Origin of the sequence: Paenibacillus sp. FSL P4-0127, from assembly GCF_038007325.1 — a bacterium.
GTDB classification, from domain to species: domain Bacteria; phylum Bacillota; class Bacilli; order Paenibacillales; family Paenibacillaceae; genus Fontibacillus; species Fontibacillus macerans.
In genome coordinates, this window is sequence record NZ_JBBOWY010000001.1 from 64357 (window position 1) to 83871 (window position 19515).

Consider the following 19515-nt stretch of genomic DNA (forward strand, 5'->3'; position numbering starts at 1 on the left):
TTGCATCGCATGCTAATGAAGGGCTTTGAAATCAGTGGGCGATATGCCGACATATTTCCGAAATTGTTTGTAAAAATAGCCGATTTCCCAATATCCCACATTGCGGGCGATTTCATGCACCTTCAGATTGGTGTTTTTGAGCTGCTGCTTTGCTTTTTCGATCCGGTATTTATTGATATATTCCGCAAAAGAACCCCCCGTCTCCTTATGAAACAGCTGGCCTAAATAAACAGGGTGGATATGGTATTGCGCCCCCAGCGTTTTCAAGGAAAGCTCGTCGGCATAATGGCCATGGATGTACTCCAGCACCTGGCTCACCACCGGATTTTTGGCATCCTGCAGCAGCGAACCGACCGTTTCCTCCGCCACGCCCTGGAGATGTCCCACCAGCTCGGAGAACGCGGCGCTGCCCTGCACCCGGTCCAACCCTTTGCGGAAGATGTCCGTCTCGTCGGTATGCTTGATCTCTTTAAGCTCCATTTTAAATCTGACTACCAGTTCGAGCGCAGCGTTGTGCAGGTCCTCCGGGCGGATGCCCGGCGTTTGCTGCAGCTCCGCGAAGTCGGTTTGGATCCGCTGCTTTAATCCTTCCGCGTCCCGGGCCAAAATAAGCTTGGCATACTCGTCCCAAGGCAGGGATATTACGCCGCCTTCGCCGCCCTTATCAAGCTCCAGCGACTTGTACTCCATGAGCGGGCGATCCGGATAGATCATAAAATACTCCAGCGCCCGTTTGGCCTCTTTATAGCTTGCGGCGCCTTCTTCACACGGCGGCGGACCCTCCGGCCGCAATGGGCAGACTCCGCCGACGCCGATTTGCACCGGTATATTCCGGGCGGCAAGCGCTTCCTTGAGCTCTCGCAGCTTGGCGAGAAAATCCCGCTTCCCTTCGGCTTCGGTCCCCAGCATGCCGATCAGCACGATATCGCCGTCAACGTCGCGAAAAGGCATAATATCATTCTTAGCTTTCAAAAACTTGGCCGTTTCCTCGAAGGTTTCATTTTGGCTGCCGCCCGTTCGCAGCACAGCCACGGCCATAAAAGGGCCGTTTAACGAAAGGCTCAGCAGTTCGGCCCGCTCGGCAAATTCCCTGGCCGCGATCTGCCCGTTCAGCCAGCGGTATAACGTGTTGTCTTTGAGAATCTGCACGTCGTAAGCGTCGTACAATTCCTCGGACCGCTGGCTTTCCAGTTTTTCCACCGTATTGCGCAGCGTGGATTCCAGCTCCTCCACGTTGATCGGCTTCAGCAAATAGTTTTCGATGCCCAGCCGCATGCCTTCCTTCAGGTAATCGAACTCATTGAAGCCGCTCAGAATGATCGCCTTGAGATCCTTATGCCGCTTGCGCGCCTCGGAAATCAAGGTCAAGCCGTTCATCACCGGCATCGAAATGTCGGTGATCAGCACGTCGGCGGGGGTGGTTTGCAGCGCGTCCAGCGCCTGCCGCCCGTTTTCCGCGTGCCCGACAATCTCCAGGCCGAACGCCGGCCAATCCAAAATATCGTACAGCCCTTCTATAATAAAAGGCTCGTCATCGACAATAAACACTTTATACATTTTCTGCATCCGATCCTTCCCGATTTGGATAACGTACTACAATCGTCGTCCCTTCTCCAGGCCGGCTTTCGATTTCAATCCCGTATGCAGGCCCGTACAAGAACCTTAGCCGGCTGTGAACGCTGCGCAGCCCGAACATTTCCCCAGGCTCTTCCTTGCTCTCCAGCGCTTCGCGGATTTCGGCCAGCCTGCTTTGCTCAATGCCTTTCCCGTTATCTTGAATCACGGCTGTGATAATATCGACCTCATCCTGAACTCTGACCGTCAAGCGGTTATCGTCCCGGTCGGTTCTGATGCCGTGGACGATGTAATTTTCAATGATCGGCTGCAGCGAAAGCTTCATCGCCGATTTGCCGAATAGGGCGGGATCGGCTACGAGCTTGTAATTGAATCTATCTTTATAGCGGATTCTGAACAGCTCCAAGTAAAGCCGGCAGGCCTCCAGTTCGTCTTTCAGGGTGTAGATTTTTTTCTGCTGCACCAGGCTTTTGAACAGCACGGACAAGCTGTAGATCATCTCGCCGACGTCCCTCGCCCCCTGGGAGACGGCCCGCATGCGGATCACTTCCAGCGTGTTGTACAGGAAGTGCGGGTTGATCCTGGCCTGAAGCGCCACCAGTTCGGTCTGCTGCTGCTTGATTTCGGCCTTGTACACCCTTTCGATGTATTGATTCAGCTCATCCAGCATCTCGTTGAAGCTGCGGGAGATTTGCCCCAGCTCGTCCTCCCGCGGATCGGCGATCCGCGCCGCCAAATCCCCGCCGCGCACCTTGCGGGTAAACCGGATGATCCCGTACATCCGTTTGGCGAAATTGCTGATGAACAGCGAAGGAATCATAATCGCAAAAAAGATGCAGATGATGCTGATGGTGAGAATCGTATTTCTTAGCCCAACGTACGTATCGGCGAGTTCCTGTTTCGGCACGGCGCTCAGCACCGTAAATCCGCCCTGGCTTTGCGTCAGCTTGGTGACGATCGTCTTCCCGCCCAACACGCCGCTGTCGTAAATCGAGTTCAATTGCTCATTGTACGGATACTTCCGGCCGTAGTATATGCCGGAGGAATCGAACAGCACGTCCCCGTTGGCGGAGATGACCAGAATGGAGCCTTTCAAGTCTTGTTTGTAAAAAGCCATGCTGTTCCAAATCTTGTCCGTATCGAAATAAACGACCAGTTGCCCGATATTCCGCAGCGACTGGTTATTGTTGACCGGCACGCGAACGGAATACATCGGCGGATCAGCCGGCAAGCCCACCGCTTTGCGCACCCAAATGTTGGCCGCCGCTACGTTTGAGCTGTCCTGCTGATACATGACATCCGGAACGTACGAGCGGGCGGCGTTGGTGGAGATGATTTTGAACTGCTTGTCGTTGCCAAAGGCATACAAGTGCTGCTGATCCGCACTGTACAGCATCAGGCTGCGGATATCCGGATTATCCTCCACCTGATTGCGGAAATACAGCACCGTATCCGTCAAAGAACTGTTCTCCGTATAAAAACGATCCAACCGGTACCGTACGTAATCCTGATACGGGTGCTCCAGGAAATAAGACGTATTGGAGGCGAGCTCGCTATCCCGGTATATGTCCCGCACCATCGCCTGCACCGAATTGTATTTCCCGCCGATATAATTGCTTACGCTTTCAATCGCCCGTTTCTGAATATCCAGCTGTCTTTGCACTGCGGACTCCGACATGAATTTGAACATCAGGTAGGAGAACGTAATGATCGTAACGATCGTAATGACCGAAAAAACCAGAATGATTTTCATGAACAAATTGTTTTTGAAATAATTGCGGTAAATGCTGCGGATCATCATGACGCCCCTCCTCCCGCATAGGTCAATTATATCATGCCGAACGGAGCATGTGATTTGCATAACCTGGGAGCGGGCCTGGCCCGGGAGGAGCTTGGCCTGGGAGAGCTTGGCCTTGGCGGCTCTAGGCTGCCATCGGCGGACGCGGGGCTGCCGTGAGCAGGCCGAGGGGCGCGAGGCCGAGGCTGAAATTTAAAGTACATCTTGGCGTGATTTTCACGCACCACACACCTGATGAGCTCCCCGCTACCCAGTCGTCCTTTTACCTCTCATTGGAAATATCCAATAGATTACCGAACCTCGAACTCCATTGTGAACTCTCATTGGAAAAATCCAATAGATTTCGCCCAAATGGCCCATTCTGCGCCCTGCCAAGCTTGATCTATTGGAAATATCCAATTAAACCGCTGTGTCTGTCACTGGATGTCTGTTCTATTGGATATTTCCAATCTGAACAGTCCGTCAGGCTGCGGAAACCGGCGTCCGGCTTACCCACGATCAGAAAAACGCCTGACGGCGCACTAGCGTTGCACTAATTCCGACAAGATCCACAAGATACACCTCTAGCCACAACTAATCTAACGGTTGCCACCACCGCTATTCGCTCAAAAAACGTTGATTTCAAATTGTAACGGTTGCCATAGCGCTTATTTCACTGAAACCCGGCTCATTTTGCTTAGATTCAGGCAAATAACGCTTCCCCCAACCGTTAAAATTTTGAACAGGGCTTTTTCGTAAAATAGCCGCTGCTACAACCGTTGCTATGATTTCCTTCTGCAAGCTCAATTTTATTTAGACACCTAAGCCTTTGCGGAAAACCTGAAATGTATCAAGGCAACAAGTTGTCTTGTGAAGAGTTTGAGTTTATACAACGCCAGTGCTGACGGCGTCCTTTAATGGCGCTGACTTCTACTTTGGAGCGATTGGAGGCTCTTCCTAAACATTGGACGTTGCTCTAACGGACTACCAGCGGCCTTATCCACCCATTTCCCGAGTATTTCCCAGCCTAACGGACCCACATGACCCTATTTCGCTCTAAACCCGTTCATCCACGCCGATTTGAGGTAAATAAGGTCATCTGTTTCCGTTACAATTTGCAAACCTCCGTTTTTCCGAAAATAACGGCACTGGTGTCCCTTAGCTCCCCAGATCCTCTTCTCTCCCCCTCTACCTGCGCATCGCCCCCCCTACCACACCCGAAATTTTACAAGGTTGAAAAAAAAAGCCCGTTCCCGAAGGAACAGGCGCCGCTGCAAGCAGACGGGAGGTAAAAACACATATGCACTTTACCCCCGGAATTCCTGCAGCCCTTCATTCAGCGACCGGGTGGCCGCGTAAACTTGCTGGTACAGCTTAAAGAGCCGGGCGTACTTTTCCACGTTGGCCGGGATCGGCTCGTACGTGGCGGCGTAGCCGATAAACGCGTCGGCGCATTCCTTCAGGCTGGCGAACCAGCCGCTGCCGACGGCGGCCATCATCGCTGCGCCCATCGCCGGGCCCTGCTCGTTCTTCAGCGCGACGACCGGCTTGCCGAAGATATCGGCCTGCATCTGCAGCCAGACCGGATTTTTCGCGCCGCCGCCGATGGAAATGACGCGCTCAACCGCGATACCGGCTTGGCGGATCAGGTCAAACGACTCCTGCAGGGAGAACGTGATCCCCTCCATAACGGCGCGGGCCAGATGCTCGCGGCGGTGCGTGCCGGACAAGCCGATGAAGCTGGCGCGAATGACGCTGTCCGCATGCGGCGTACGTTCCCCCACCAGGTAAGGGGTGAACAGCAGCCCCTCCGAGCCCGGAGCGATGCCGCCCACCGGCTTCAGCAGTTCGTCGAAGCTCAGCTCCGGCGCCAGCGACTCCTTGAACCAGCTCAGGGAGTACCCCGCGCCCAGCGTCACGCCCATCGCGTAAAACGCCCCCGGATGGGCATGGTTAAAGAAATGCACCTTGCCGCCGAAGTCTTTGTTTTTGTCCTCTTCGTAAGTCAGGACAACGCCGGAGGTCCCCACGCTGCACAGCGCGTCGCCCTTGCGGACGATCCCCGCGCCAACCGCGCCGCAGGCGTTGTCCGCGCCGCCGCCGAACACCTTCGTCGCCGAAGACAGGCCGGTCTGCGCCGCAAACTCAGGCAGCAGCGTCCCCGTCTCCTCGGTGCTGCCGACGAGCGGCGGGCAAAAGCCTTCCGGAAGGCCAAACGCGGCGGCGATTTCATCGCTCCACTTTCCTTCCGGCACGTTCAGCATCAGCGTTCCGGCGGCGTCGGAGATTTCCATCTGCACTTTGCCGGTCATCCGGTACCGCAAATAATCCTTCGGCAGCACGAAACGCGCCGCTTTGGCGAACAATTCCGGTTCATGCTCCTGCACCCATAAAACCTTCGGCAGCGTAAATCCTTCCAGTGCCGCATTGCGCGTAATTTCTAGCAGCCGATCGCCCAGCTTCGCCTCGATTTCCCGGCATTGCTTGGTCGTGCGCGTATCGTTCCACAAAATCGCGTTGCACAGCACGTTGTTTTGCTCATCCAGCAGCACCAGTCCGTGCATTTGGCCCGAGAACGACACGCCCTCGATGTCCGCCGCGGAAACGCCGCTCTCCTCAAGCAGCCGTTTCAAGCAATCGATCGTGCCATTTACCCATTCCTCGGGATTTTGCTCGCTGTACCCGGGACGCTCCTGAATGAGCGGGTAAGCCGCGGAGGCTTCTCCCTTGATTTCGCCGTCTTGGCCGACGAGCAGCGTTTTGACCGAACTCGTGCCAAGATCGATGCCGATCACATATTTCATCCGTACGATTCTCCTTTCATATTTCCCCGGCAGGCAGGGGCGTACGACCACAAAAAGGGACGGCATGCGTCCCTTTTCATACATATAAGGCGGACAGGTGTCCGGACAACCTGATTACTTCGCGCTGAAAATATATTCGTTCAGGCGGGCTTTGATCAGTTCAAGATGGTTGGATTTGTTGACGATTTTGCTGTTTTGCAGCGCGTAAGCTTCCAGCGTTTTGAAGTTGGCTTTGCCGGATACGATATCGGCGCCGATGCCGGTTTTGAAGCTGGCGTAACGCTCTTCGATCAGCTTGTCGAAGAATTTGTCCTCGATCAGCTTGCCGGCCACCTTCAATCCTTTGGCGAAACTGTCCATACCGGCGATATGCGCATAGAACAAGTCTTCCGGCTCAAAAGATCCGCGTCTTACTTTGGCGTCAAAGTTCACGCCGCCGGAGCCCAGTCCCCCGTTTTGCAAAATTTCGTACATCGCCAGCGTAACGGCGTAGAGATCGGTCGGGAATTCGTCCGTATCCCAGCCCAGCAGCGGATCGCCCTGGTTGGCGTCGATCGACCCGAGCATGTTGTTGATGCGGGCTACGCGCAGCTCGTGCTCAAACGTATGGCCGGCCAGCGTCGCATGGTTCGCTTCCAGGTTCAGTTTGAAATGATCCTGCAGGCCGTATTTTTGCAGGAATGCAATCGTCGTGGCCGCGTCGAAATCGTATTGGTGTTTGGTTGGCTCTTTCGGCTTCGGCTCAATCAGGAATTGGCCTTTAAAGCCGATTTCTTTGGCGTAATCAACCGCCATGTTGAAAAATCTCGCCAGGTTATCGAGCTCCAAGCCCATATCCGTGTTCAGCAGAGACTCGTAACCTTCACGTCCGCCCCAGAACACGTAGTTTTCCGCGCCCAGCTCAAGCGCCGTTTCCAGGCCTTTCTTCACTTGCGCCGCAGCGTAAGCAAACACGTCGGCATTGGAGGTCGTTGCCGCGCCGTGAACGTAACGCGGGTTGGAGAACATGTTGGCCGTGTTCCACAACAGCTTCACGCCGGTCGCTTTCATGCCTTCCTTGATTTTTGCGACGATCACGTCGAGGTTTTCGTTCGATTCCTTCAGCGTTTCGCCTTCCGGCGCAATGTCCACGTCATGGAAGCAGAAGTACGGTGCACCGAGCTTTTCAAGAAACTCGAAGTTGACTTCCACGCGCACCTTGGCGAGGTCCAGTCCGCTTACGGTTTCCCACGGACGGATCATGTTGCCTTGACCAAACGGGTCGCTGCCGTTCATCGTCAGCGTGTGCCAATAAGCCACCGCGAAACGCAGATGGTCTTTCATCGATTTGCCAAGCACGACTTCGTTTTCGTTATAATGTTTGAACGCCAGCGGATTCGTTGATTCTGCGCCTTCATACTGGATTTTGTTCACGTTTTTAAAATAACTCACAATAAAGTCCTCCCAACCGGTTTGGTTTTTAAGTAAGCCTTTACATCCATTGGTTTATAAGGAGCATGCTCGCCGTTTCCAGGCAGCATGCCCTGCACAACTAGATCGTATCACGTTCAACTTAGTTTGTCTAGCCAATAAACTAAGTTGTTGTTTTTTGTTGATTTTTCGGGGGACTGTTGTGTATGATGCGTATAAAGTACGTAAATAAGGTATACGGAATATACGCAACGTGACTGTGGAGGAAAAAGATGAAAATAACAGGCGACCAGCAGCTGATCAAAAAAATGAACAAAACGATCGTCCTCGACACGATCCGGCAGCGCCAGCCCTTGTCCCGGGCGGATATTTCCGCCGCGATCGGACTCAACAAGGCGACGGTGTCGTCCCTCGTGTCCGAGCTGATCGACAGCCGGCTCGTCGCCGAAATCGGCCCCGGCGAATCGAGCGGCGGCCGCAAGCCGACCCTGCTGCTGTTCAACCGCAGCGCCGGATACGCGATCGGCATTGATATTCGCGTAAACGATCTGCTGGCCGTGCTCGTCGATTTGGAGGGCAACGTCCTGCAGGAGAAAACCGCCGCCCTGGCCGACTCTTCCCCGGACAGCGTGCTGGAGCAAATCCGCAAAGCGATCCGCCAGCTGGCCAAAAAACTGCCCGATTCCGCCTACGGCATCGTCGGGATCGGCATCGGAGTTCCCGGGCTCGTCGACGAGAATAGCCGCGTCGTGTCCTCCCCCAATCTGGGCTGGAACCAGGTCGACTTGCTCGGCCCCTTCGCCGCCGAATTCGGCGGCAACATCCATATCGATAACGAGGCGAACGCCGGCGCGATCGGGGAGAAACTGTACGGGGCCGGCCGGGACGCCCTCAACCTGATCTACTTGAGCATCGGGATCGGCATCGGCTCGGGGATCATCGTAGGCGGGGAGCTGTACCGCGGCACCTCGAATTTCTCCGGCGAGGTCGGCCATATGACCGTGGCCGAAGACGGGCCCCTCTGCCGCTGCGGCAACCGGGGCTGCTGGGAGACCTTGGCCTCCGAAAAAGCGCTGCTGGACCGGGCCGGCAAGCTGTGGGGCCGCGCGGTTCCCGACCTGGAGCAGATCGTCCGGCTGGCCCGCGAGGGCGCCCCTGAAGCGATCCGCCTCCTGGACGAAACCGGAGCCCAGCTTGGCGTCGGTTTGGCCAACCTTGTCAACATCCTGAACCCTGAGCTGATCGTCATCGGCAACCGGCTGTCGCTGGCCGGCGATCTGCTGCAGGACGCGATGCTCGAAACGCTGGAAAACCGCAGCCTTTCCTATCATCGCAAAAAATCGCATGTCGCCTTCGCCAATCTCGGCATCCGCTCGACCGCTTTGGGCGCCGCATCCATGCCGATCACCGCTTTTTTGGCGGACCCGCATATCGAACCGGCGGAATCCTAGCGCAGGTTTAATACAATCCGGAGGATCCATCATCCTCCGGAGCCTAATAACCTTGAATCTCGTTGCCCTTCGCCCGCCTCAAATGCTGCGGCTGCTCCGCGGTTTCACGCCTCCCCCGCACCTGCAACCTCATATTACGCTTCGAACGAAATATTTTCTAGGCAACGAAATCAATGTTTGTCTTGCGGAAGATCGCCTGCCTCCTGGGCATCCAAATAAGGCTTGTTCGCGAAGTAATACATAAAGCCCATCAACATCACCCCGCCGATCAAATTGCCTATCGTCACCGGGATTAAATTGTGAACCACGCCGGCAAAAGAAATCGTCCCCGGATGGTTCAGCACCAGCGCGATGGCGAACGTGCACATATTCGCGATGCTGTGCTCGTATCCGGAGATGAAAAAACAGAAAACAAACAGCATCATGGCGAACATCTTGGCGCCGTCGCCCTGCAGCGACATCGGGATGAAGAAGGCCAGGCAAACAAGCCAATTGCACAAGATCGCGCGAAAAAACAGCTCAAGGGTAGGCGTGGCCATTTTATGCTCCACAACGCTCAGCAGAAAGCTGTTGACCGAGGGATCGGTAAACAGGCCCGTCAAATAAATCAGCAAAGCAAAAGCGGCGGCTCCCATGATATTCCCGATATAGCTAAGCCCCCAAAGCCGGCCGACATCCGACCATTTCAGCTTCTTCCTTAACGCGGCAAAGGTATAATAAAACGTATTCCCGGTAAACAGATCCCCTCCGCCGTAAGCGATCAGAATGATGGCCGCGCCGAACGTAATGGCCGCCATCGGGTATGTAAGCGGAGAATGCTCAAGATAGAAATAGTTGCCGCTTTTGAAGGCAACGATAACGCCAAAGCCGATAAACATGCTGGCCAGCATCGCCCTGGCGATATAACGGATTTGACTTTGGCGAAAAATTTTGTACTTCTTGAGTGCCAGCTCTTCCACTTTTAATAACGATTCGGTCTCCATAGCGCCTCCAGTCGATTTCCTTCAATTTTTATATATCTTAATATTTTGTCCGGTGCCGGTCAAAACAAAATCTTAACTACCTAACGCTCCGGGGAATTGTTCCCAGCCGATAGCGTATTTACAACCGGCCGGCAAATATGCATAATGATATCAGGACATATGATAATGATTATCATTATTAGATAATAAATGGAGGAGCTGAAGGCCGCGATGAGATTATCCGCTCGGAGAAAAACAGCGCTGTGCACCGACGATTACCTCGATTTGCTGAATCTCGCCATTAAACTAGGCGACAAGCAATGGCAAAAGGAAATCATCCGGAAGCTGGAAATGATGCAGGCGGAGACCTGCGACGTTGCGATATAAGGAGTGGTCGACCGCCGTCATGCAGCGCGACACCGCGCTGAGGGGAAATCCCACGAAATGCAAAAGCCGAAAGTGCAGGCGGTTTTCGTCGAAATTCCTCGAAACAGGTGGTTCAGATGTAAAATGTGAAAGTGCATTTCATTTCGGGTCAAAAGCTACTTTTTTATCAGATAGCCCTGAAAGAGATGTATTTTTGCATTTCAACCGCTCTAAAACGCAAATTCACGGAAAACAAAATGCATTTTTGCAGTTGATCTCATCGGACCGCCCTTCTTCCTAGTGAAAAACGGCCCACTGCTGGAACTGATCAACGAAGGTAGGTATAAAGAGGAATTGGCCCATCAAAGCAAGAAGCCCCTTTGATCAAGGGGCTTCTTGCTTTGATGATCCTCCGCTACGCCTTGATGGTCTCACCCGCAGTCTCTTCCACCAAGCCGGAAATCACCAGATCGGTTTTGCGCATTAAATCCACTTCGTAGGGGGGGCTTACGAGGCTGCCGTCGGCTTCGCGGATAATTTTGACCACGGGCCGGTGCACCAGACTCGTTTCCAGGGAGGTTACGACCCCCAACTGGCCGCTGCTCAGCCTGACTACGCTGGAGAGAGGATAAATGCTGATATGCTTTAAGTAGGTTTGAATCAGATCGAGGCTGAAATACCGGTCTCCGGCGGCCAGCAAGTATTCGACCGCTTCTCCGGGCGTATAAGCCAGCCGGTAATTTCTGCGGGAGATCAGCGCGTGGTACGTATCGGCGATCGCCACGATTTCCGCGTATTCATCGATCTCCCCGTGTTTAAGCCGCGAGGGATACCCCGTGCCGTTAAACCGTTCGTGATGCTGCAGCGCGCATAATGCCGAGCGCGGGGAGACCCCTTCCATCCGGCTGATGATGCGGTGGCCTGCCTCCGGATGCAGCCTGACCGCGGCCCGCTCGGCTCCGGTCAGACTGCCGGTGCTGCTAAAAGTATGGGCCGGCAGCTCCGTCATCCCGATGTCGAACAGCAGCGATCCGACGCATAGCTCGAGCATTTCGGCGCCGGCATAGCCATTTGCCAAACCGAGAATAGCCGCATACGCCGTGACGTGAAAAGAATGCTCCAGCAAGTAAGGGTCGGCTCTCTCCAGGCGGAGCAAACCGTCAACCACCCCGTCATGGCGCGTAATCTCATATAAAGTGTTGCGGAACATCCGGCGAAACGGCTCCTCCATCTGCGGGCTCGACGGCCGGCCGATCCCCAGCTCCGCGTCGGCCAGCCGGATCAAGGCCTGCCTCATTTCCCGGCGCTTTTCCCACTTATCTCTGATTTCCTGAACAGGCACGGGAGTGTGCGAGCCTTCGGCGGCTGGCGCAGATTGGAGCTCGGCTTTGGCTGTAGGCCCTTTCTCCTGCGGCTCTTTATTGACGATACACGCGTCTTTGATCCCCAGTTTTTTTAAACGGTTGATATGGACTTCGGTCAGCGCCGTTCCCGGGCCCAACATGACGATTCCGCGTTGATTCAAAATCGGCTCGGCCAAAACGTCCCCCGGCTCAAGCATGGCGATATGAACCTGTTTCATGGCAACACCTCTTTATTAAACAAGCTAAGCCGGCCAGCAAGCGGCGAAATCCAGCCTCCCTTCAGGTTTCGCTAAATGCAGTCCAGACCACAGAAGCTTCCTATTCGACAGATTCAAATTTATCATGGTCATAACAGCCGAGAACATTACCCCAAAGTATACTTTCAGAGCCCGCTTTTTCGACAAGACTATACAAAAAGTCACTATTCCTTTACATAATTCAACGATATCCTTAAAGATAAATGGAAAATATCTACGAAATTTGAGGGTGAATAGCCATGAGTATGCAAATGCATGAGAGGGCGGACACAGCGCGGGGCTCCCGTTTGCTTGGCAGGGAATGGGAGTTGGAGACTTTTTCCGTTTATTTGAGCCACTACTTGAAAATGGAACGGATCATAAGCATCTATGGGGCCGCCGGGGTCGGCAAAAGCGCCCTGGCCGAGGAATTCCAAAAACAGGCCATCCGGCAAGGCGCCGCTACCGTTGCCCTGGATGCCGCCCGTTTTAAGGCAAAGCCCGCTGATTTCTGCCGGCAAATACTGAAGCAGCTCGGGCTTCTGGGTACGCTTCCTCCCTCTTCCGATCCCGCTTTTGTCGTCAGAGCCGCCATCGAAGCCATTCAGCGGAGAGCGGAAACGGGTCCGACCATTCTCTTTCTCGATTCGTACGAACTGCTAGAGGATCTGGACGACTGGTTGCGCGATTTCTTTTTTCCGCAGATTAAAGCCGGCTGTCTTACCGTCATCTCCGGGAGGAATCCGCTATCCGAGCATTGGCTGAACTCCATGGTCTGGAAACGCAGCATTTACCGGATGCCCTTGGGGAATTTGGACTACTGCAGCGTTGTTGCGTATTTGCGCGGATGCGGCATCACCGACCAGGAACTGATCTTCCGGCTCTGGAAACAGACCGACGGACACCCGCTGGCGCTGACGGCTTTATACGGCGGCCGGGAAAACGGCGGGGAACCGGAGGCCGGACTAGGGGAACCGTCTGCCGCAGACCTCCTCCTTTCTCCGGGATCTTCCCTGGAGCACCTCCCCAAAGCGAAGCCCGAGGAGGTCATTTACGCCCGCACCGATTTAACCCGCCGGGAGAAGGAGGTTGCGGCGCTGGCCGCCGAAGGATTGACCAATCGGGATATCGCTTCCAGGTTGTTTTTGAGCGAGGTTACGATCAAAAAACATATGCGCTCGATTTTCCAAAAAGTCGGGGCCAGCAACCGGACGCAGCTGCTAAAGCTGCTTATGGACTGAACTTCCGTAACTAAAGAAATCCATTGCTTTCCTCCTTATGACGCATGTATGATGAGTATATAAGTTTTGTTACGGATATTCTCCCGTATGCCGGACATCGTCAGAGTTCTTGTTAACACCATTTGCGGTTCATTTCGAGGAGGCTTTTAAAAGTGGACGACCAGCTAGCCTTTCAATCCAGTTTTGAGTCAATCATCGACGCCTCGGCGCTGCTGCGCGCCATCGATTTGATGGGTGTGGGGCTTGCGATTACCGATCCTCGTTTGCAGGACAACCCTCTCGTATACGTAAATCGGGGCTTCGAGGAAATCACCGGTTATTCCCGCGAGGAAGTTTTGCTGCGGAATCCCCGGTTTCTTCAGGGTGCGGAAACGAACAAAGAGCAGTTGGAGGTTATACGCCAAGCGATCTTAAGCGGCCGATCGTCAACCGTCACGATCAAAAACTACAAGAAAGACGGCAGCACCTTTTGGAACCAATTTACCATTAGCCCCATTTTCGATTCGGATGGGCAACCCCTCTATTTTATTGGGCTTCAGTTAGACGTCACCCAGGAGATAGAAGAACGAAGAGCCTCTACGGAGCAGATCCGCCAACTCTCGAATTTGGATCCTATCACCCATTTGTTGAATATGAGCCGCTTCCGGGAATTGATGCACGCTGAACTCCTCAAGGCGGAAGCCGAGAAGAAAACCGCGGCCGTGTTTCACGTCAACCTGAACCGGTTCCGGTATATCAATGAAAGCTACGGGGAAAGCACGGGAAACGAACTGCTCCGGCAGGTCGCCGACCGGCTGCGGAGCTCCTTCGCCGAAGAAACGTTGATGTGCCGCAGCTTTGCCGACGAATTTATCGTGCTTGTTTCCGACATATCCGATCCTTTGTTTATACATACTTTAGCGCTCGGTCTGAGCGATGCGCTGCATGAGCCTTACGTTTTGGCCGGGGAAGAGATTCAAATCGGTTTCGGCATGGGCATCAGCCTTTTCCCGGACGACGGTCCCGATGTTACCCAATTGTTAAAGCATGCCGAGCTTGCTCTTAAGGAAGCTAAGGAGGAAGCGCTTAACGGACCGCACTATTTTGACTACTACTTAATGGACAAGCTGCTGGAACGTGTTTCTTTAGAGCAAAAAATGGCCCGGGCGCTCGCGGAAGGGCAGTTTGAACTGCATTTCCAGCCCAAGGTGGACTCCGCCACCGTGAACCTTACCGGTTACGAAGCGTTGATCCGCTGGAATGACCCGGTTCAGGGCTATATCCCGCCGAATACGTTTATTCCGATCGCCGAAGATACCGGGTTTATCGTCGAGTTGGGAGAATGGGTGCTGCGCGAGGCCTGCCGGGCCAACAAGCAATGGCAGGACAACGGCTTTCCGAAGCTGCCGATCTCCGTAAATGTATCCGCTGTCCAATTCAGGCATCCCCAGTTTTTGCGCACCGTCGAGAACGTGCTGAAGGAAACGGGGCTGGCGCCGCAGTATCTGGAGCTGGAGGTCACGGAGTCGCTGCTGAACAATCCGGTGATCATCAGAGAAACGCTGGTCGCCTTGCAGGAGCGGGGAATTTCCCTCTCCGTCGACGATTTCGGCACAGGTTATTCCTCCATCAACTATTTGAAGTCCCTGCCGCTGCAGGTACTGAAAATCGATCGGGCGTTCATCCAGGAAACCCCTTTCTCCGAACGGGACAGCCTGCTGCTGCTCTCGATCATTCAATTGGGGAAGTCGCTGGGCATGACGGTTTTGGCCGAAGGGGTGGAAACGAAGGAACAATTCGATTTTCTGCAAAAGCATGGCTGCGACCAAATTCAGGGGTTTTATTACAGCCGCCCTTTAAACGTTTCCGATATGGAAAAATTGTTGAAGGAGCGAAAAATAAAGCCGCTGGATCACATGGATTCGGCTTAGATTTAAAAGATAACGGCAAGGCGGGCGGAATAAAGTTCCTCTCGGCCTTGCCGTTTTTTTATACTTCGGCGTATTTGGATGAGAACGGGGAACGGTCAGCGTCTTTCGGTTAGAGTCCGCGTAGAGTCTATGATCAGCGTCGCTTGGTCCGGCTTTTCCCGATTGGATAGAAGTAAAACAGGCAGAGGGCCAGCAGCATGGAGGCGGCGGGAATGCCGCTCATCATCCAGCGGATGCCGGAAATCACGGAACCGGGCTGCGTCGCTTGATGCGCGGCGTAACCGCTCATCTCCAATATCAAGCCCAAGCATCCGGCCTGCAGGGACACCCCCCAGCGAACGATAAACCCGTTCATTCCAAAATACATTCCTTCTCGGCGGGCCCCCGTCCTTCGCTCATCCTCATCGATCACCTCGGACAGCATCACGTCCAGCAGCACCAGCAGCCCGGCCAGGCCGAACCCGACGGCGGCGGCAACGATAACGCTAACGTTTCCCGTTACGAGACTAAACGGGAGCAGAGCGATCAAATAGCAGCCGGCCGCCGCCATAATTCCCCGCCGCGGCCCCGATTTTGCCGTGATCCGCCCCCACGCGAATACGGACGGGACGGCCGTTAGGAATATGGCGCCGAGCAGCACGGTATTGAAGCTTTCTTCCCGTTCCAGGACATACTTCGTAAAAAACGGAATCCCGGCGGGCAGCAGCGCAAACGTAAACTGGACGAGAAAGCTGCCGAGGACGTACAGCATAAAAGCGCGGTTGGTGAGCGTATGGCGAATGGCCGCCGGCAGGCGGAACGACGCCTGGAGGGAGCCGGGATTCGTCTCCCGGCTTCCCCAAAGCGACATAGCCAAAAAGGCGGCGGCGACCGCGGCAAACACCGCGCCCATGGCCCCGAAGCCGATTTGCGAGTACACCAGCGGCGGGAGCGCGACGCCGATGATCATGCCGACGATGCCAAGCATCTGCCGCCATGACGAAACATAGGCGCGCTCCTCCATCGTTGGGAACATTTCCGGGAACAAGGCGGAATAATTCAGCACAACCGTTACGAACAGCGCATCGTACAAAAAGACGGTCGCGACGAAATAAGGAAGAACGGCGTCGCCCGCCGCCGGGGGGATCCAAAGGGCGGCGAAAACCGCGGCCAGCGGAAGCAGCCCGAACGCGATATAAGGGATGCGCCTCCCGAAGCGCGTCCGCGTCCGGTCGGACATATGGCCGAGGAGCGGGTTCAGCACCGCGTTCAGGGCGCCATGCGCCACCATGGCCAGGCTGATCCACGCCGGGCGCGCGCCAAGCACATCCACATAATAATAGACCAGATAGGCCGCAAACGCTTGCGACAGCAGATTCACGGCCAGATTGCCCGAGCTGTAGGCCACTATCCGCAGCTCCGGTCCGGATGCCCTGGCGTTGGATCGCTTCATCCGTTCCCCTCCCCGTTGGGTTAATGCGCTTCAACCGTTCCGGGCCGTTCACCCGCCCTAACGTCGTTGCTGCAGCTTCCGCAAATCCCGCCACCGGATCATGACGATCCCTTCCGAACGGATAGTTTCCCGCACCTCAGGATCGCGAAACAAGTCAAAATCCCACTGCCGCTTCTCCCATTCCCCGTGAATAGCCTTCAATTCCTCCGACGCCAAAGCCGGATGAATAATCAACTCGGAAACGCCGGGCTGCAGGGACCGCAACACACGGATCATGTCCCGTTTATAGCTTTCGTACGTTTCCCCCGGCTGCTTGCCGAAGGGAAGGCCGATCAAATGGTCGAGGATCACGACGCCCATCCGGTCGGCGAGCTCGGCGGCTTGCCGGGCCATTGCGGCGGCTTCCGCCGGCAGCTTGCCGAGATCGAGCAGCGCGCGAGGCATGCGGAACGGCAGCTCATAGCGGGCGCAAACCTCAAACGCTGCATCAAGGAAATGATGTCCGGTCGCAAGGCCGTACAAACTGCCCATATGGTTGTCGAGGTGGGTTGGCGCAAGCCCCAGCGCCAGCGCCGTTTCAACCTGGTTGACCATCTCCAGGCGCACGTGATGGCGTGCGGCCTGCCGTTCAAACGCGGCGATATCGGCGGGAAAATACCCCTCCTCCGTCACAAGCGTGCTGACATCGCCGTTCCTCGTGACCGGTCCCCATTTATAGCCGCTCCATTCGCTGGTAAACGTCAAATGCACGCCGACATCGTGTTCGGGACGCGCGGCGCTCCAGGCCGCCGCCTCCTTGGCCCAGCCGCAAGGAATCATCACGGTGGCCGAGGATACGGCCCCTTCCTCAAGCAGCTGCATGATAGCCGCGTTTTCGGCATGGCACATGCCGAAGTCATCGGCGTTAACGATCAGCAGCTTCGCTCCCGGTTCATATCCCAACTGCTCGGCCAATGTCATCGCAAAGCCTCCGTTTCGTCAGTGGATTTTGTCGAAGCGCTTACATTGTGAGTGGAAATCACGGTTGCCGTTCCAAGGATACCCTTAGATCAAGTCTGCTCTTCCTGAAAATGTATTCGTCCGCCCACCCGAACATTCCTGCTTGCAGCCCCCAAGCGGATGCTCGCAATGAGCGGCCAAAAGATCGCACGATCGAACTCTCCCTTTTCCCGCTATTTGCCAATCCGGTAATGATATCCCGACACGGCGGCAAAACCAAGTTTCCCGTAGAGCTCCAGCGCCGGGGCGTTCTTCTCAAGCACCTGGAGATACATGCCTTCCGCCCCCGCTTCGGCCGACCAGGCCGCGAGGGCAAGCAGCATCCGGGCGGCCGCTCTCTTGCGGCGGTGGCGCGGATCGACGATAACATTGCTGATTCCGGCCCAGCCGGCCTCGACCACCGCCGTGGCCACCGCTATGGGCTCCCCTTGATCTACGATCGCAACAAACGCTTTAGGGGAAGGCATAGCGGCAAAGATCGACCTGTAGCCTTCACGCCGTGATTCGGGAAACCCTTCCATCCGTAAAAAATCGTCCAACCACGGCTCGCTCACCTCCGGCGCAAGGATGACCCCGGTTCCAGGGAAACGGAATTCCTCTGTCCCTTCCGCCGCGGCCATAGCGGAGCAAACAAGCCCCAAGTCTGCGGCGCGGTTTATGATTTCCCGGCAGGAAGCCGCCAGCATCAGGCAGTGCATCGCCTCTTCATAGTCCGCAGCCGCGAGCAGACTATCCAACTCCGGAGGCGAAAAATCGCTCACATGAAAGCAAGGCGGCAGCCCCCGGTCGCGATAGAAACGCTCCGCCTCCTCCAGCCAATCCCCTTCCGGGAACGGGCCTGCGGCAAGCACGCTGTTGGCCCGCCTCGTTACGCCGCCATTGGCTCGAAGCTGCCAGGAGCCTAGACGCCGCGATTCGCGCGGCGGCCAGCCGCTCGCAGCCAACTCCTCAAGCCGGTGACCCAGGGCGCTATGTGCCATCCGTCCGCTCATTTCAACCACCCCGCAAAAAAGTCCCGGTAGCCCCGCTTCATCACCGTGGCCGAAAACTTCGCAAAGGCGTACTCGCGGTTGTCGGCGGAGAATCTCTGCGGCGCGGCCGCCGCCATATTGACCAGCTCGAACCAGTTTTGCTCGTTGCCCGCAAAGGCGTGGCGGGAGCTGATATGGTCGTAGCAGGGATGTTCGGGTTTGACGACGATTTTCCCCATCGCCAGCGCTTCCGTCAGCGGCATGGCAAAGGTATCGAATTTCGAGCAGCTCCAATACACCTTGGCTGAATTCATCAAGGCGAAAATCTCATCCTGGGACAAAGCGAACCTCAGGGTTACGTTGCCGGGGATGTCGTATTTTTTCACACTCTCCCGGTAACGCGCCCCGCCGAAAACCATGACGACATCTTTGTCCGGGTTCTGCCGCGCATACTCCAGCACCAGATCCGGGCGCCGGTTCTCCTCGTCCCGGCCGATCCAAAGCACCCGGTTGTCCACGATGGCCGCCGGATCAAAATGCTTCCGCGCCAGCGTCTCGTCAAAGCCGATCGGGATCACGTCGACGTCCGTCACCCCGAACACGTCACGAAGCTGCCGCCACAAAAACTCCGTCTGCACGACCGCCTTGTCCACGATCCCGTAAAACGGCTTCATCATTTCGTAGCCGGTCAGCGCCGGATCGGGAAAGCTGTGCGGGAACAGCACGCTGTTTTTGATGAACATTTTGAGAAACGTAAACCCGGAGACCGTATAGATCACGTGCTCGATCCCCTCTGCGTAAATTTGGTCCAGCACGATGTCATAGTTGACCAAATCCCCTTTTTCATGCTCGTAACCCGGAATCCAGTCATGTCCGCTGACATGGCGCTCCGGAGAAATAAACACGATCTCGACGCCAAGCTCCGCCGCGATGTTGCGCAGCCGTTCCGCAAACACGCGAGGCCCCTGCGCTTCCGTAAACTGGATTTTCCGCATGACCAAACCGACTTTTTTCATA

At 55.4% G+C, this 19515-nt stretch carries 15 protein-coding genes; 4 read left to right on the forward strand and 11 right to left on the reverse strand.

The annotated features are described in order from the left end of the window. Positions 1–12: 12 nt before the first annotated feature. The 5 genes from NYE74_RS00235 to xylA all read right to left on the reverse strand — a co-directional run bounded on the left by NYE74_RS00235 (position 13) and on the right by xylA (position 7587). Positions 13–1557: a response regulator transcription factor gene (locus NYE74_RS00235; protein ID WP_270618915.1), complete on the reverse strand. Its 1545-nt coding sequence runs from the start codon at positions 1555–1557 to the stop codon at positions 13–15. Beyond that, positions 1550–3376, reverse strand: coding sequence for a sensor histidine kinase (locus tag NYE74_RS00240; protein ID WP_270618900.1), 1827 nt, complete (start codon positions 3374–3376; stop codon positions 1550–1552). Before NYE74_RS00240 ends, NYE74_RS00235 begins: the two co-directional genes overlap by 8 nt. Positions 3377–3994: 618 nt before the next feature. Next, positions 3995–4159 (reverse strand): hypothetical protein, encoded by a 165-nt coding sequence (locus NYE74_RS00245; protein ID WP_170180017.1) that lies wholly within the window; start codon positions 4157–4159, stop codon positions 3995–3997. A gap of 500 nt (positions 4160–4659) precedes the next feature. Next, a complete protein-coding gene (gene xylB, locus NYE74_RS00250) occupies positions 4660–6156 on the reverse strand; it encodes a xylulokinase (RefSeq protein ID WP_341004539.1) in 1497 nt (498 codons plus the stop codon). Between the two features lie 114 nt (positions 6157–6270). After that, a complete protein-coding gene (gene xylA / locus NYE74_RS00255; protein ID WP_036626617.1) occupies positions 6271–7587 on the reverse strand; it encodes a xylose isomerase in 1317 nt (438 codons plus the stop codon). 251 nt (positions 7588–7838) lie between these two features. On the opposite strand from xylA, the gene NYE74_RS00260 reads away from it, so the two are divergent. Continuing rightward, entirely contained in the window at positions 7839–9017 is a 1179-nt protein-coding gene (locus NYE74_RS00260) for an ROK family transcriptional regulator (RefSeq protein WP_341004540.1), read from the forward strand. A gap of 170 nt (positions 9018–9187) precedes the next feature. Here the strand turns inward: NYE74_RS00260 and NYE74_RS00265 are convergent, their stop codons facing one another. Then, a complete protein-coding gene (locus tag NYE74_RS00265) occupies positions 9188–10000 on the reverse strand; it encodes a formate/nitrite transporter family protein (protein WP_036626621.1) in 813 nt (270 codons plus the stop codon). Between the two features lie 210 nt (positions 10001–10210). Between NYE74_RS00265 and NYE74_RS00270 the strand changes: the two genes are divergently transcribed. Beyond that, positions 10211–10366 (forward strand): hypothetical protein, encoded by a 156-nt coding sequence (locus tag NYE74_RS00270; RefSeq protein WP_164815297.1) that lies wholly within the window; start codon positions 10211–10213, stop codon positions 10364–10366. Between the two features lie 394 nt (positions 10367–10760). Here NYE74_RS00270 and NYE74_RS00275 read toward each other — a convergent pair whose 3' ends face one another. Then, entirely contained in the window at positions 10761–11927 is a 1167-nt protein-coding gene (locus NYE74_RS00275) for an HD-GYP domain-containing protein (protein ID WP_036626622.1), read from the reverse strand. A 278-nt stretch (positions 11928–12205) separates the two neighbouring features. Here NYE74_RS00275 and NYE74_RS00280 point away from each other — a divergent pair, with 278 nt between their 5' ends. Next, the gene (locus tag NYE74_RS00280; RefSeq protein WP_036626624.1) at positions 12206–13186 is read left to right on the forward strand and encodes a LuxR C-terminal-related transcriptional regulator; all 981 of its coding nucleotides are present in this window, start codon (positions 12206–12208) and stop codon (positions 13184–13186) included. Between the two features lie 152 nt (positions 13187–13338). Beyond that, a complete protein-coding gene (locus tag NYE74_RS00285; RefSeq protein ID WP_316560731.1) occupies positions 13339–15096 on the forward strand; it encodes a putative bifunctional diguanylate cyclase/phosphodiesterase in 1758 nt (585 codons plus the stop codon). 133 nt (positions 15097–15229) lie between these two features. Here NYE74_RS00285 and NYE74_RS00290 read toward each other — a convergent pair whose 3' ends face one another. The 4 genes from NYE74_RS00290 to NYE74_RS00305 form a co-directional block, all read right to left on the reverse strand. Then, the gene (locus NYE74_RS00290) at positions 15230–16528 is read right to left on the reverse strand and encodes an MFS transporter (RefSeq protein WP_036626625.1); all 1299 of its coding nucleotides are present in this window, start codon (positions 16526–16528) and stop codon (positions 15230–15232) included. A 57-nt stretch (positions 16529–16585) separates the two neighbouring features. Continuing rightward, entirely contained in the window at positions 16586–17488 is a 903-nt protein-coding gene (locus tag NYE74_RS00295) for a polysaccharide deacetylase family protein (protein WP_341004541.1), read from the reverse strand. A gap of 212 nt (positions 17489–17700) precedes the next feature. Then, positions 17701–18519, reverse strand: a complete 819-nt coding sequence (locus NYE74_RS00300; RefSeq protein ID WP_124332831.1) for a GNAT family N-acetyltransferase — start codon at positions 18517–18519, stop codon at positions 17701–17703. Beyond that, a complete protein-coding gene (locus NYE74_RS00305) occupies positions 18516–19514 on the reverse strand; it encodes a glycosyltransferase (protein ID WP_036626627.1) in 999 nt (332 codons plus the stop codon). Before NYE74_RS00305 ends, NYE74_RS00300 begins: the two co-directional genes overlap by 4 nt. Position 19515: the final 1 nt, after the last annotated feature.